Genomic DNA, 14,012 nt, shown 5'->3' on the forward strand with positions numbered 1-14,012 from the left:
GCCGAACTCGAGGTCGCGAACCGCCGCGCCCGCGCGCTCCGCGATCTCCGCCTCCGGGATCGGGTCCGTCTCCCACACCTGCTCGATGACCCCGAACTCCGGCAGCTCGACCGCTCCACAGGCCTCGAGGACCGTCTCCTCTGCGACCGTCAGGTCGGATAGCGTCTCCATGGTTCGGTACATGAGGGTCTCGGTAATAAACGCGGTGAGGATTCCTCGAGGCGCGCCGCCCCCGGTCCGCGAGGCGATCCGCCACCGGTTTTATGACCTCGTCAGCCGAATCGCCGTTCATGGCGAAGCGAATACTGGTGCCGGTGGACGGTTCCGAGGAGTCGGATCGGGCAGTCGAGTTCGCCGCCGAGGAGTGGCCGGACGCCCGGATCACGCTGTTGCACGTGATCAACCCCGCGCGCTCGGTTTCGGGGGCCGAGATGGGCGTCTCCGGGCTCACCGAGGACTGGTACGAAAACGCCGAGCGGAACGCGGAGACGCTGCTCTCGGAGACGGTCGAACGGGCCGATATCGACGCCGAGACCCTCGTCGAGGTCGGCAGACCGGTCCACACGATCCTCGAGGCCGCCGACGATTTCGACGGGATCGTCATCGGCAGCCAGGGACGGACGGGGCTCTCGCGTGTCCTCCTCGGAAGCGTCGCGGAGGGCGTCGTCCGCAAGGCCGAGATCCCGGTCACCGTGGTTCGTTGACCGTCCGAGGGTTCGTTGGCCGGTCCCCGAGAGCACGAGGTCGGGTCGACCCCTCGGTCGATCCTCAAAAGATGTTCGCACGCCGGTAGACGGAGATCCCCTCGTCCGTGATCTCGTAGGGCTTCGTCTCCCGGGAGTGGTTCGCGTTTCGGATCTTCTGTATCTCGATCGCCAGCCGCGTCTCGCGGAAGTCGGAGGGTCGGACGTACTGGAGGACGAAGACGGCGTCGGTGAGGTACTCGACGATCCCGTGTCGGGAGGCGTAGGGGTTCGACTCGCTGGCCTCGGAGGTCAACATCGTCGTCACGCCCGCCTCCTTGAGCGACCGGGTGAACTCGAAGAGCTCCGACCGCCGTTTCGCCGGATGGTCGTACATCATCTCGAGCAGCGAGACCGAATCGAGCACCAACCGCTCGGCGCCGAACTCACGGATGAGCGTCGCGAGTTCGTTGCCGATCGAATCCAGCGAGTTGGCCATCTCGATCGGGTCGATGGAGACGACGGCCAACAGCCCCTCCGACTCGTACTCGCGGAATCCCCATCCCTTCTCCTCGGCCGTCGAGAGGATCGCCTCCCTGCTCTCCTCGAGGGTGATGTAGACCGCACGTTCACCGCGCGAGAGCGCCTCCTCGAGGAACTGCAGCGAGAACGTGGTCTTTCCGGTCCCCGCGGACCCGATCGTAACCATCAACGACCGCGTGGGCACGCCGCCGAGGATCATCTCGTCAAGCCCCTCGATCCCGACGTCGATCCGGTCGAGATTGGACTCGAACGCCTCCTCGTCGAAGTCCGTTCCGCCGCCGGGAGCGGCGAATCCGCCCTCCTCGTCGGCCCCGCCGAAGGACCCGAACCCGAAGTCGTCGCCTCCACCGCCCGGGTCGAACCCGCCCGAGTCGTCGAACTCGGGCGGGGACGCGTCATTCCCGCCCCCGAAGCCGGTGGCATCGGAACCGCCGCGATCGAAGGCGTCGTCCGCCGCGGCGCCGTCCGCCCCGCCGCCATTCGCGTCCCTCGAACCCTCACCGTCGAAGGTTCCGAACCCGAACTCGTCGGTTTGATCCTCGTCGTCTCCCGAATCGGAACCGGAGTCGGAACCGGAAGCTGGGCGCGTCTCGCGGTCGGCCGACCGTGGTCGAGAATCCGGTCCATCGCCCGCGTGCTCGTCCGATTCCGAGCCGTGCTCGGAGGGCTTCGACTCAGAATCCGCCTCCGACTCAGAATCCGCCTCCGACTCAGAATCCGCCTCCGACTCAGAATCCGCCTCCGACTCAGAATCCGCCTCCGACTCAGAATCCGCCTCCGACTCAGAATCCGCCTCCGATCCGGATTCGGGGGACTCCTCCTCGAGCTCGCGGCGCGCACGCTCGAACCAGTCGTCCTCGTCGTCGCTCATGGCGTCCCCCTCGGCGCGTCCGCCCGCATCGGCTCGCGGGTCGATCGGCGGATCACGTTCGGGAACTGGGTCGGCGAGGGCTTGAAACTTTACGTGTGGTTTTTCTCGGCGGGCCCACACCCTCCGGTATGCAGACCGGCATCGTCGCACAGCGGAACAATCCCCGAGCCGCCTCGCTCGCGGGCGAACTCCGCGACGCGCTCGTCGATCGGGACGTGGAGGTGCGGATCGACGAGTCGACCGCCGCGGCGCTCGATCTCTCGGGATCGCCGATCGAGACGTTCGACGGCTGTGATCTCGTGGTGGCGATCGGCGGCGACGGGACGCTGCTTTTTGCCGCCCGCAACGCGGACGGGACGCCGATCCTCGGGGTGAACCTCGGGGAGGTCGGGTTCCTCAACGCGGTTCCCCCGGAGGACGCCGAATCCGCGGTTCTCGACGCCGTTGGGGAGTTCCGGGCGGACGATCTCTCCGTTCGGGAGGCGTCCCGGCTCGTCGCGCGCGTCGACGGCTGGGAGTCGAATCCGGCGGCGAACGAGATCGTGATCCAGGGCGACCGCCGCGGACACGGCGGCGGGCTCGAGTACGCCGTCCGCGTCGACGGGTCGGTCTACTCCGAGAGCCACGCGGACGGCGTGTTGGTCTCCACCCCGACGGGATCGACGGCCTACAACCTCTCCGAGGGCGGGCCGATCGTACACCCGGACCTCGAGATCGCGGTGGTGAACGAGATGTGTGCACGCGACGGAATGCCGCCGTTCGCGGTCGAACTCGACGCGGAGGTCGTGGTCTCCACGACCGGCAGCGAGCCCGCGATCATCACGAGCGACGGACGCGAGCCACGCCGGTTCGAGGGACCGGTCGAGGTGTCGATCTCGCGGTCCGAAACGCCGCTTCGGATCGCGGGGCCCCAGTCGGACTTCTTCGAGGCGCTCGGCAAGTTGAGCTGACGGTCGGACGCCGCCACCCACGACCGACCACGGCACCCACATCCGCGACCAGCCATGGGCTTCCACGTCCACGACCAGCCAGGGCTTCGTCACCCGCGACCGGCAACGTCTTTGTCGCCCGCGCCCGATCGACCCGGGTGATGTACGTCGGCGCCGACGAAGCCGGAAAGGGTCCCGTGCTCGGGCCGATGATCGCCGCCGCGGTCCGTGCCGACCCGGATCGGCTGCCGGAGGGGATCGACGACTCGAAGCGGCTGGCGCCCGCCCGTCGCGAGGACCTCGCGGAGGGGATCCGGTCCGACTCCGGGACGATCGTCGGCGTCGGAGCGGTCGAACCGTCCGAGATCGACGACCCGGAGACCGACATGAACTCGCTCACCGTCGCCGCGCAGGCGCGAGCGATCGCGGCGGCCCTGCACTCGATCGATCGCGAGAGCTCGGACGACGAAGCGATCCGGCTGGTCGTCGACGCGGGTGACGTCTCCGAGGACCGGTTCGCCCGTCGGTTGCGGGAGGCGACCGAGGGACTGCTCCGCGAGGACGCCGACTTCCGGGGTCCGGTCCCTGCCCTCGAGGTCGACGCCCGCCACGGCGCGGACGAGGATGATCCGGTCGTCGGGGCGGCCTCGATCCTCGCGAAGGTCGAACGCGACCGACGGATGGCGGCGATCGACGCCTCCCATCCGGACCGCGGACCGGTCGGCAGCGGCTATCCGAGCGATCCCGACACGCGCGCGTTCCTCGAGACGTACGTGGACGAAACGGGGGAGTTTCCGGCGTGTACGCGGCGAACGTGGTCGACCTGCGATCGGATTCTGGCGGAGCGCGAACAGGCGGGACTCGAGGACTTCGGGAACTGAGCGACGGCCGGCGTGGTGGCGAACGAGGCGACGAGGAGGCGGCGACCGACACGGATCAGCGACGCGATCCGCCGCTGCGGTCCGCCCGGGTCACCGCTCCGTGAGGAGCGTCCGGAGGATGTCGCCGTAGGCCGGCCGGGTGATCAACACGCCGATGAGCACGCCGAGGATGGTGAAGATGGCGAACCCGGAGAGGTCGCCGAGGCTCAACACCATGAGCGGCGCCATCGCGATGATCGTCGTCGCGGCGGCGGCGCCGATCACCCAGAAGGCACGCCGGAACCGCGAGTCGAAGACCTTCCGCGAGTTGACCTCGCCCTCGCTCATCACCTCGTCGGCGATGATGACGAGGTCGTCGACCCCGGTCCCGACCACGGCGATGAACCCGGCGATCACCGCGAGATCCAGCGGATACCCGACGAGCGCGGCGAAGCCGAGGAGCGCGTACACCTCGGAGAGCGCCGTCACCGTCATCGGGAGGGCGACCTTCGGCTCGCGGTAGCGGAGGAAGACCATCCCGGCCACGGCGAACACGGAGAGGACGCCGACGATCAGCGAGTAGAACTTGAACTGCTCGCCCTGGGTCGGCGAGATGAACGAGGCGGAGCCGTCGCCCAGCTCGGCCGGCAGCGCGCCGGCCCGCAGGTTGATGGAGATCTGCTGGGCGCGCTCGAAGGAGCCCTCGGCGGCGCCGGTCGTCAGTCGGAATCCGGGATCGTTCACCCAGGTCCCACGAAGCATGGGCCCGAGCAGTGTTTCGTCCATTCCGAAGGAGTTGACGACCTCGTCGTCGACGACGAGCAGGAGACACGGGTCGGAGCTCTCGGTGTAGTCCTCCGTACAGGTCCAGTCGTCGCCGCCGCCGGCCGCCGAGTCGGCCTCCTGGACGGTTCGCTGGAGCCGTTCGGCGGGCGACTCCTCGCCCTCGGGTGCGTCGTCGATCACCGAAACGGGCACGTAGGAGCCACCCTGGTCGGTTCGGGTCGCGGTGCCGATGTTCTCGAAGTCGTCCTGGGTCAACACGCCCCGCTCGACCGTCCCGTTCCCGTCCGATCCGCCCGGGACGTAGATGTCGATCCGGACGGTGCCGCGCTCCTCGATCAGGCTCGTGACGCTCTCGATGTCCTCGCCGGGGACCTCGATGAGCACGAACGACCGGCCGGAGGCGTCGACGATCTCCCGGACGCTGCCGCCCGAGAGGCCCGCCTCGTTGATCTTCCCCTCGATGACGTTGATCGTCGCCTCGCGGGTCTCCTCGGTGACGCCCTCGCGGATCCCGTCGTGTTCGTAGCCGGCCGCCGCGAGCGCGGACTCGAACTGTTCCTCGCTCACGTCTGGGTCCGTGACCTCGACCGCGCCGGACCCGCCGTCCTCCTGGCTCCGGAGCTCGGCGTTGACGTCGCTGCTCGTGGTCTCGGGGAGTTCGGCCGCGACCTCGCTTGCGACCGTCGCCGGATCGGCGCCGTCGAAGGGAACCTCCATCGCGGTGTAGCCGACGAGCGGGGCGCGTATTCGCGTTCCGCCGTCGAGATCGAGGCCGAACTGGAGGTTCGTCAACCCCTGCGCCTCGGCGTCGTTCTCGGCGGCTATCCCCTCGGCGCCGGCGTCGGGCGCGAACTGCGGGGCGAACAGCACGACCGTGGAGGCGAGGAGAACGAGGACGAGCAGCCCGATCCGCCAGTGCTTCTTGACGGCGTCGATCATCGATCGGACACCCCCTCGAACTTGTACCACCGAAGCAGCGAGACGTTGAGCAGGTAGGTGTTCATCAGGTCGGCACACAGCCCGACCGCCAGAATGATTCCGATGTCACGGAGCAGGTCGACGCCGAAGACGGTCGCGACGACGGCCATCACGGCCATCGCCGCGATGGAGGTGATCGTCATCGTGACGCCGGTCCGCATCGCCCGGCTGACCGACTCGTAGAAGCCGCCGGTCCGGCGCAACACGGAGTTGTTCAACAGGATGTCGGAGTCGACGGAGTACCCGATGATCATCAAGAGCGCCGCGACGGTCCCGAGGGTCATATCGATCCCCAGCAGGTTCATGACCGCCACGGGGATCACGAGATCCGAGAAGGCCGAGAGGACGACGGCGATGGACGGAACGAACGTCCGGAACATCGCGAAGACGAGCACGCTCATGCCGAGGAAGGCGACGAGGAGCCCGCCGAGCGCCTGCGTCTGGACGCCGCTACCGAAGCTCGCGGAGACCCGGTCCTGGGCATCGACGGTGAATCCGACGTCACGCGCCTCGCCGGCCACGGAGCCGAAGTCGCCGCTTTCCCCGGAACCGTCGGGGGGGGCGTCGGGGCGGAACGTCACGACGTAGGTCTCGTCGCCGGGCACGTACTGGATCGAGGACGGCTCGACCGAGAACGTCTCCGGGTCCTCGAGCGTCCCGCGGGCCGCCGGCGTTCCCGGCTCGAAGTCCGCGCTCTCGTTGACGGAGAGCCGCAGTTCGGCTCCGCCGGTGAACTCGACGCCGAGGTCGGCGGGGGCGCCCGTCGCGAGGTACCACCCGCCGAGTATCAAAAGCGCTATCGCCAGGATCGCGAGGGGAACCGCGACGAGCTGGCGATTGGAGTACTCGGTGTAGTCGACCTCCGGTACCTCGATCGCTACCATATGTCTGCGGGGTCCGGCTGCATGCCGAATAAGCCTTCTTATCGAGCGGCTTCGCTCGTATCGAGGGGCCACGGACGGCCCTCCGGTCCGCGGGTCAGGAGACCTCGATCGTCTCTCGATGCCACCCGGTCGCGCCGCTCGGTCGAGGGCTCGACTCCTCGGCGGTCTGGACGGTCCCGTCACGCCGGATCGAGCGCGTCACCACCTCGAACTCGCTTCGATCCGGGGCCGCGAACTCGTGGCGCCATCGACGCCACGCGTGGGGTGCGAGCTGCGGCTCCAGTTCGGCCTCGCTCCACGTCTCGCCGCCGTCGACGCTGACCTCGACGGAAGCGATCTCCTCGATCCCGGTCTCGAGACCGCCGAAGGCGACGCCCCCGATGATGACGGCGTCCCCATCCCGCACGCCGCCGCGGACGTAGGAGGTGGTGTTGACGACCGCCTCCTCGTCCCAGCCGCGGGCCTCCCAGTAGGCCTCGTGATCGCCGGGTACAACCTCGATACGGTCGATCCACTTGGTCATCTTCATCCCGTAGCGTCCGGGGACGATCAGCCGGGCCGGGAAGCCGTGTTCGGTCTCGAGGGTCCGCCCGCCCATTCCGAAGGCGATCATGACGTCCTCGCGCTCGACCCGCTCCAGCGGGATGGCCTCGCTGTATCCGTCCGCGGCGTGGGTCACCACGTCGACGGCGTCGGAAGCGGGACCCGCCGCGGCGACGAGATCCGAGAGGGGAACGCCCGTCCAGTGTCCCGTCCCGATCAGGTCCCCGCCGACGACGTTCGAGACGCACACGAGCGTCACGGTCCGATCGACGGCCGCGTCGTGACCGATCAGCTCGTCGTAGGAGAGGGAGTAGGATCGCTCCACCGCACCCTCGACGTCGAGCGTCCACGTCTCCGGGTCGATCCTCGGCGGATCGACGTTGATGTCGACCACGTAGTGCTCCTCGGGCGGCGTGACGGCGGCCGGCATCCCCTCGAAATCGAACGCCGGATCGCCCTCCGGCGGGGACGTCGATCGCGCCAACGGCTCCGCGACCCGGTCGCTCTCCGAAACGCCGGCGAGCCGGTCCGATCCCCGTGCGAGACGATCGAGGAGCCATCGAAGACCGACCGTCGAGACTCCCGCGAGGACGCCCGCGTATCCGACGCGGCGAACGAACCGCCGCCGCCCCGGGAGATCGGGTCGCGCCCGCACCAACTGTGCCACGAGGGCCGCCACGGCGGTCACGACGGCGACCGAGAGAAGCAGGCCCGCGGAGAGTGGCGCGCCGGCGAGGAGGAACGACCCGGCGGTCACGCCCGCCCCGACGAACGCCATCGTCGAGGGACCGATCGGCACGTGGTGTCGGAGGACGCCGGCGACCCCGCTCGCGAGCAGGAGGGCGGCGATGACCCCGGCGACGAGCGCCGGCTTTGTCCCGAATCCGAGCAGGCTCACCGCCATGGTCGACAGCCAGCCGGGAGACCGGACGATGATCCCCTCGGCGAGCGCGGCGGGGACGAACACCCCGACCAGCGGCTGGACGGCGAACGTCCCGGAGATCCACGCCGCGCCGATCGCGACGCCGGCGTACGCGCGTCGATGGCGTGACGATCTCGATCGAGAATCGCCCGACTTCGAGGCGTCCGATGGACTCACGGTCGTGACGTTCCGGGGATCGATACGGTCATGTCGGTCCGTTCGGGGTCCAACGGGATAACGATGTTCCACGGTACCATGCCGGATACCACGGCGAGCGGGGAGACGAACGAACGCTCGACGGAATCCTTATCGGGACCGGTCGCCTACCGACGGACGGACAGAGGGAGCTCGACTCCCGTGCCGGGACGGCTCGCCGTCCACGGCATGAGGAAAGTCCCCCCACCGGCCGGACGGGCGACCGGGCACAAGCCCGGAGTCGGAGACGGCTGGCTCTGGAACAGAAACGCGACCCCCTGCCCCGACCGATGAGGCGTGCGAACCGACCCGCAAGGGAAGGGAGATAACCCGCCGAGGGACATGCGGCACGACGTGGCGCAAACAGCCCGAACGGCCCTGCCGTGAGGGATACGCGGTGCTCGCACCGCGACCAACCCGAACGGCCCTGCCGTGAGGGATACGCGGTGCTCGCTCCGCGGACGGGCAGGAACGGATGGAACGGCGAATCCTCGCCGGTGCAAGTCCGCGCCGCTAGGTAGTCCGGCCACGGCGTGGACGCTCAGCCGAATGTCGAGTCGAACGGAAGGGGGCTTACTCCCCTCAGTCCGAACACGACCGCGAGCGGCGGCTCTCGATCCGGGGTTCACCGGCGAGATCGTGTGTTTCCGCGAGGAGACCACGTTTCCTCGAACGAACGGGCTTATACGCGCCGGTGCGCAACGAACCGTATGATCTTCGAGGACCTCCCGACGACCCCCCGCGCGGAGGAACTCATCGACAAGGCGTTCTCGCGGGCGGCCCGCGCCGGGCGCGCGAAGTCGGGCCACGAGGCCCAGGAGTCGATGCTGCGAACGGCGGGGAACGTGCTCTCCGACAACCTCTCGAACGTGGTCACCTCCTGGCCGGACTTCGAGTACGACGTCGATCCGTTCTACTACGAACTCGCCGACGCGATCGTCGACGTCGACGCGCTCCGGCAGTCGCTCTCGGAAGTGATGTGGGCGAGCCGCCAGATCGAATCGATCCGCGACGAGTACACGACGAAGCTGCGGAAAAGCGACGTCGATACGGCCCGGAAACACCGCAAACAGGCGTTCGCCCGAATGGCCGACGTCACGGAGGAGGTGGCCGACGATCTGCGATCGATCGGCGACGCGCGCGACGAGTTGAAGACGCTTCCCGACGTCCGACTCGACGAGCCGGCGATCGTCGTCGCCGGCTATCCGAACGTCGGCAAGTCCTCGTTCGTCAACCGGGTCACCCGCGCGTCGAACGAGATCGCGGAGTACCCCTTCACCACCCGCGGCGTGCAGATCGGCCACTTCGAGCGCGACCACATCCGCTATCAGATCGTCGATACCCCCGGGCTGCTCGACCGGCCGCTCGCCGAGCGCAACGACATCGAGCTGCAGGCCGTCTCCGCGCTCGAGCACCTCGCGGACTGCGTGTTGTTCGTGGTCGACGCCTCCGGCGACTGCGGGTATCCGATCGGCGTCCAACTCGAGTTGCGCGAGGAGCTGCGGTCGCTGTTCGACGAGTCGGTTCCGCTCATCACCGTCTGCAACAAGGCGGACCGATCCCGGGACGTCGAGGCCGACGCGTACATGAGCGTCACCGAGGACGAGAACGTCGATGGCGTCCTCGATGCGGCCGTCGAGGCGGTCGGCTACGAGCCGGAGCTTCCCTCCCGGGAGTGACGGCCGACCGGGGATGGGCCGGGCGGGAATCGGGCACGATCAACACCGGATCGGGAGCGAACAACAAGGAAGCGGAAGCGAACAACAGCGGAGGATGAACGTCAACAGCAGAAGATGAACGGGTAGACCAGCGCGACCCGATCGCCGTCTTCCAGTTTCGTGTCGAACCCGCGCTGATTCTCGTTGAACCGCCCGTTGACGAGCACCCGTGCGTACGCCACCGTCTGTTCGCCGACGGGGTTCTTCCGCCACGTGCCCGGCAGCTCCTCGGGGGCGGGCGCCCACCCGTGGGCGGTCGACTCGTCCTCCGACTCCGCGATCAGGAGCTCCTGGAGCTCGGGGTGTTCCTCGAAGAGCGCGTCGAGGAACTCGCGCAGCGTGTCGCCCTCGAAGGTGTAGGTGAACTCGGATCGGCCGAGCTCCGTTCGGACGTGGCCGGTACACCGGACCGTCACCGTCGTCTCCGCGGACCGTTCCTCGGCCTCGCCCGTCGGACGTGCCTGCTCGTCGCTCGTCGCGTGCATATCGATCGTAGGAGGGCCGTCCGGTTACCCTCGTTGGCGAACATGTTCGAACACCGGGATTCGACACGAGGGCCCGATCAGGCCCCAGAGGATTCGATCAGGACCCGGACTCCGCCTCGAAGACCACGTGGACCTCGACGTCGACGGTCACGTCGCCGCTTTCGATCGTGGTCGGAACGCCGCCACCCCCGTTCCCGGCATCCTCAGCGACCGTGGGCTCGGCCCGGTACGGCGAGACGTGGTGGTTCGTCGTGGAGATCGTGTAGACGTCGACGATCTCCAGGCCGGTGCTGTTCGCGAGGGTTCGCGCGTTCGCGTCGGCGTTCTCGACCGCGTTCTCGAAGGCGGTCGTCCGAAGTTCGGACTCGCGCTCGTCGCTCAGTCCGAACTGGACGCGCTGGACGCGGTCGGCGCCGGCGCCGATCGAGACGTCGATGACCTCGCCGACGGCGTCGACGTCGTGGATCTCGAGTTCGTACTGGTGGACGCCGACGTACTGGCTGGACTCGTTCCGCTCCTCCTCGGGGTAGGGACGTTCCTCGCGGACGTCGTATCGGGTCGTCCGGATCTGGTCGTCATCGAGGCCCCAGTCCGCGAGTGCTGCCCGAAGCGATTCGTCGTCGCTCGCGAGCTCCTCGCGGACTGCCTGTGGCGAGTCGCCGCGCGCCTCGACCGCGACCGTGACGGTCGCACGATCCGGTTCGGCCGTCGCCTCGCCGCTCGCGGTCACCTCGACGGTTCGTTCGGGTTCGGTCTCGCCCGGGGCGTCGGAACTGCCGGCGACGCCGGCACAGCCGGCGAGCAGCACGACCGCGACGATGGCGAGCGCGCCGATGAGTCGTCTATCCATACGGCTCCGTAGGACGGGTGAAGTCCTTAAGCCAGCGGTGGCACAAAGAGCGGCTTGTCTCACCCGGACTGCTCGACGGTGAGGATGCGGACCTCCACGTCGACGGGCCCGTCGACGATGGGCTCGATCCGTGCGTCGAGGCGGTCCGCGAGCCCGGAGACCGTCGACCCCGGCTCGGAACCGACGGTTATCACCACGCGTTCGGTCCGCAGGGGCGGTATTCGCCCGGTTCTGTGGATCTCGAGCTCGAGCAGTTCGAGTTCCGACTCGGCGAGTTCGAGTTCGGTCTCCACCGCGTTGCGGATGTCCTGTTCGGTCGTCGCCGCGGTGTAGGAGTCGTAGGTGACCCCGCCGAGGAACACCGAAAGCACGGCGATCGCGGCGAGCAGGACCGCGACGCGCGTGAGGACTGCCGAGCGAGCCTCCGCCTCCCGAAACCACGAATCGGGTCGGTAGCCCTCGTACCACAACACGACGAGCGCGGCCAGGTTGATCGAGAGGACGTTGACGGACACGAGCACGCCCGACCCGAGCGCCAGCCGGGGGATTCCGAAGGCGATCCCGATCCCCACGGCGGCGGCGGGCGGGATCAACGCCACCGCGATCATCACGCCGACCAGCGCGGAGGAAACGCCCGTCATCAACGAGACGATGCCGGCGATGCCGGCGCCGATCGCCACCGCGAGCGCGAGGACGTTCGGGGCGAGACGCTCGGACACCTCCGCGAGGGCGAGGGGATCCATTCCAGGTGGAACGAGGTTGAGGGTTCGGAGTGCAGCGGCGAAGGCGGCCGCGGAGGCGACGGCGAGCGCGATGCCGAGCACTTGCAGGCGGATGCCCCGCGCGAACAGCTCGTCGTCGTCCACGACGGTGCCGACCGCGGCGGACATCGCCGGCCCGATGAGCGGCGCGATCACCATCGATCCGACGACCGTCGCCGGCGAGTCGAGGAGCAGGCCGGCGGTCGCGATGACCGCGGAGATGACGGTCATGAGGACGTAGGTCCGAATACCCGAGACCAGGTCCTTCGCTTTGGCCTGGAGCTCCTCCTTTGCGATCCGGTCCTCGCCGTGTTCCGCCTCCTCGGCGTAGTCCTCCTCCAGCTGCTCGAATCGGCGCGAGATGACCGTCTCCGCCTCGACGATCACGGTGTAGGTCCCCTCGTCGATCCCGGCCTCGCGGAGCCGCTCGAGGACGGGCTCGACGGCCGACGTCGGCAGGGGAAAGGAGACGACGCCCGTGTACTTCCGGCCGCTCGTCTCGTCCGTCACGACGTAGTCGATCCCCTCCTCGTCGAGGGCATCGACGACCGCGGCCCGCTTGCCCGCCGGGATCATCACCTGTACGAGTCGCACGGTACCGGGTGGGCGCGCCAAGGGATAAAAACCCGGGGGTGATCCACCGGCTCACTGATCGACGCGTCCAGCGAACCGCCGGTCGATCCCGGGTGGCAGATCACCGATTCGTCGGGCCCATCGACGGCAGATCACCGATTCGTCGCGTCCGCCGGCTCGTCGTCCCCCGTGTACGTTCGAAGCGACTCGATCCGGTCTGTGCCGATCGAGAAGACGTCGAGGAACGCGAACAGCACCTCCCCGTCGGCATCGAGGAGGCGGCCGCGTGCGGCACGGTCCGAACCGTTCGCGTAGACCGCGTCCACGACGTGTTCGGTGTCGGTCATCGGCCGCTCATCGCGCATGAACGCGACGAAACGATCGCGGCCGTCGAGCGTTCGGTCGGGCCGGTCGTGGACGAACGCCGGATCCAGAAGCGCCGCGAGCGCCTCGTAGTCGCCCGCGTCGATGTGCGCGTAGTAGCGTCGAACGAGCCGTTCGGCGTCGGCGTGGTCCGCATTCGTGAGGTCCTCCGTGCGGTTCCGACCGTCCATACCCGACGGTGACGCTCCGGAGTGAAACGTGTGGGGGGTCGAGGTCGGCGGGGCCGAACCGTCGATCCCCGCGGTTTTTACTCGATGACGACGAAGACGGCCCAGTGAGCGATCCCGTCCCCATCGGCTGTGAGCCGCTCGACGACCTGCTCGGCGGCGGGTTCGACCGCGGCGTCGTCACCCAGTTGTACGGTCCGCCGGCGGCCGGAAAGACCAACCTCGCGCTGTCGGCGGCCGTGCAGGTGGCGAGCGGAGGCGGGACCGTCCTGTACATAGACACCGAGGGGCTGTCGATCGAGCGGTTTCGTCAGATCGCGGAGGTACAAACCGACGGCGACGTGGAGTCCGTGGCCTCGCGACTGATCATCACGGAGGCGTACGACTTCGACGACCAGGCGGAGGCGGTTCGGGACGCCGCCGAGTTCGCGCCGGAGGCGGATCTGATCGTGCTCGACTCCGCCACCGGGTTCTACCGGATCGAGCGCGCGGCGGACGTCGAGGGCGGCGAGGCGCTCAGAACGATCGCCGACCAGATCACCCACCTCCTCTCGCTCGCGCGGCGACACGACCTGGCCGTGGTCGCCACCAACCAGGTGTACACCGACCCGGAAAGCGATAGAACGCGGCCGCTCGGCGGGAACACGCTCGAACACTGGACCGGGGTGATACTGCGACTCGACCGGTTCCGTGGCGGGAACCGTCGCGCGACACTCGAGAAACACCGGTCGCGAGCGGCCGGCGATCAGGCGACGTTCCGGATCACCGGGTCGGGCATCGAGGGGACGGACGGAGGCCCCGGAATGGACGGACTGTGAGGGATCGATGGGAACGGGCTGTGAGGGATCGGTAGGATCGGAGGGGATCGACGAACGAAAAG

13 protein-coding genes and 1 other RNA gene are annotated in these 14,012 nt (G+C 68.5%); 6 read left to right on the forward strand and 8 right to left on the reverse strand.

Features of this window, described 5'->3' with window-relative positions; all coding sequences use genetic code 11:
• Window positions 1-290 precede the first annotated feature (290 nt).
• The gene (locus tag ACFQE9_RS08285; RefSeq protein WP_379743096.1) at window positions 291-704 is read left to right on the forward strand and encodes a universal stress protein; all 414 of its coding nucleotides are present in this window, start codon (window positions 291-293) and stop codon (window positions 702-704) included.
• Between the two features lie 64 nt (window positions 705-768).
• On the opposite strand, the gene ACFQE9_RS08290 is transcribed toward ACFQE9_RS08285, so the two are convergent.
• Window positions 769-2,097 carry a KaiC domain-containing protein gene (locus ACFQE9_RS08290; protein WP_379743099.1) on the reverse strand — a complete coding sequence of 443 codons (1,329 nt, stop codon included), beginning with the start codon at window positions 2,095-2,097 and terminating at the stop codon, window positions 769-771.
• A gap of 128 nt (window positions 2,098-2,225) precedes the next feature.
• Between ACFQE9_RS08290 and ACFQE9_RS08295 the strand changes: the two genes are divergently transcribed.
• Both ACFQE9_RS08295 and rnhB read left to right on the forward strand, forming a co-directional pair.
• Window positions 2,226-3,047: an NAD(+)/NADH kinase gene (locus ACFQE9_RS08295; RefSeq protein ID WP_379743102.1), complete on the forward strand. Its 822-nt coding sequence runs from the start codon at window positions 2,226-2,228 to the stop codon at window positions 3,045-3,047.
• Between the two features lie 140 nt (window positions 3,048-3,187).
• Window positions 3,188-3,907, forward strand: coding sequence for a ribonuclease HII (rnhB, locus tag ACFQE9_RS08300; protein ID WP_379743105.1), 720 nt, complete (start codon window positions 3,188-3,190; stop codon window positions 3,905-3,907).
• A 90-nt stretch (window positions 3,908-3,997) separates the two neighbouring features.
• On the opposite strand, the gene ACFQE9_RS08305 is transcribed toward rnhB, so the two are convergent.
• From ACFQE9_RS08305 to ACFQE9_RS08315, 3 genes are all read right to left on the reverse strand, one after another.
• Window positions 3,998-5,611, reverse strand: coding sequence for a preprotein translocase subunit SecD (locus tag ACFQE9_RS08305; protein ID WP_379743108.1), 1,614 nt, complete (start codon window positions 5,609-5,611; stop codon window positions 3,998-4,000).
• On the reverse strand, window positions 5,608-6,534 hold the full coding sequence (gene secF, locus ACFQE9_RS08310) for a protein translocase subunit SecF (protein WP_379743111.1): 927 nt from the start codon (window positions 6,532-6,534) through the stop codon (window positions 5,608-5,610). The genes ACFQE9_RS08305 and secF overlap by 4 nt, the downstream gene beginning before the upstream one ends.
• Before the next feature lie 94 nt (window positions 6,535-6,628).
• Window positions 6,629-8,176, reverse strand: coding sequence for a molybdopterin-dependent oxidoreductase (locus ACFQE9_RS08315; protein ID WP_379743114.1), 1,548 nt, complete (start codon window positions 8,174-8,176; stop codon window positions 6,629-6,631).
• 159 nt (window positions 8,177-8,335) lie between these two features.
• Between ACFQE9_RS08315 and rnpB the strand changes: the two genes are divergently transcribed.
• Together rnpB and ACFQE9_RS08325 are read left to right on the forward strand one after the other, a co-directional pair.
• Window positions 8,336-8,782: RNase P RNA component (rnpB, locus tag ACFQE9_RS08320), an RNA gene on the forward strand.
• A 122-nt stretch (window positions 8,783-8,904) separates the two neighbouring features.
• The gene (locus ACFQE9_RS08325; protein WP_379743117.1) at window positions 8,905-9,873 is read left to right on the forward strand and encodes an NOG1 family protein; all 969 of its coding nucleotides are present in this window, start codon (window positions 8,905-8,907) and stop codon (window positions 9,871-9,873) included.
• 101 nt (window positions 9,874-9,974) lie between these two features.
• Here the strand turns inward: ACFQE9_RS08325 and ACFQE9_RS08330 are convergent, their stop codons facing one another.
• From ACFQE9_RS08330 to ACFQE9_RS08345, 4 genes are all read right to left on the reverse strand, one after another.
• Entirely contained in the window at window positions 9,975-10,397 is a 423-nt protein-coding gene (locus tag ACFQE9_RS08330; protein WP_379743120.1) for a MoaD/ThiS family protein, read from the reverse strand.
• A gap of 97 nt (window positions 10,398-10,494) precedes the next feature.
• Entirely contained in the window at window positions 10,495-11,247 is a 753-nt protein-coding gene (locus ACFQE9_RS08335; protein ID WP_379743123.1) for an SIMPL domain-containing protein, read from the reverse strand.
• Window positions 11,248-11,306: 59 nt separating this feature from the next.
• On the reverse strand, window positions 11,307-12,602 hold the full coding sequence (locus tag ACFQE9_RS08340; protein WP_379743126.1) for a TIGR00341 family protein: 1,296 nt from the start codon (window positions 12,600-12,602) through the stop codon (window positions 11,307-11,309).
• A gap of 131 nt (window positions 12,603-12,733) precedes the next feature.
• A complete protein-coding gene (locus ACFQE9_RS08345) occupies window positions 12,734-13,135 on the reverse strand; it encodes a nuclear transport factor 2 family protein (RefSeq protein WP_379743129.1) in 402 nt (133 codons plus the stop codon).
• A 104-nt stretch (window positions 13,136-13,239) separates the two neighbouring features.
• Here ACFQE9_RS08345 and radB point away from each other — a divergent pair, with 104 nt between their 5' ends.
• A complete protein-coding gene (gene radB / locus ACFQE9_RS08350; RefSeq protein WP_379743132.1) occupies window positions 13,240-13,950 on the forward strand; it encodes a DNA repair and recombination protein RadB in 711 nt (236 codons plus the stop codon).
• Window positions 13,951-14,012 lie beyond the last annotated feature (62 nt).

The sequence above is a fragment of the Halopenitus salinus genome (assembly GCF_042662125.1).
Classification (GTDB): domain Archaea; phylum Halobacteriota; class Halobacteria; order Halobacteriales; family Haloferacaceae; genus Halopenitus; species Halopenitus salinus.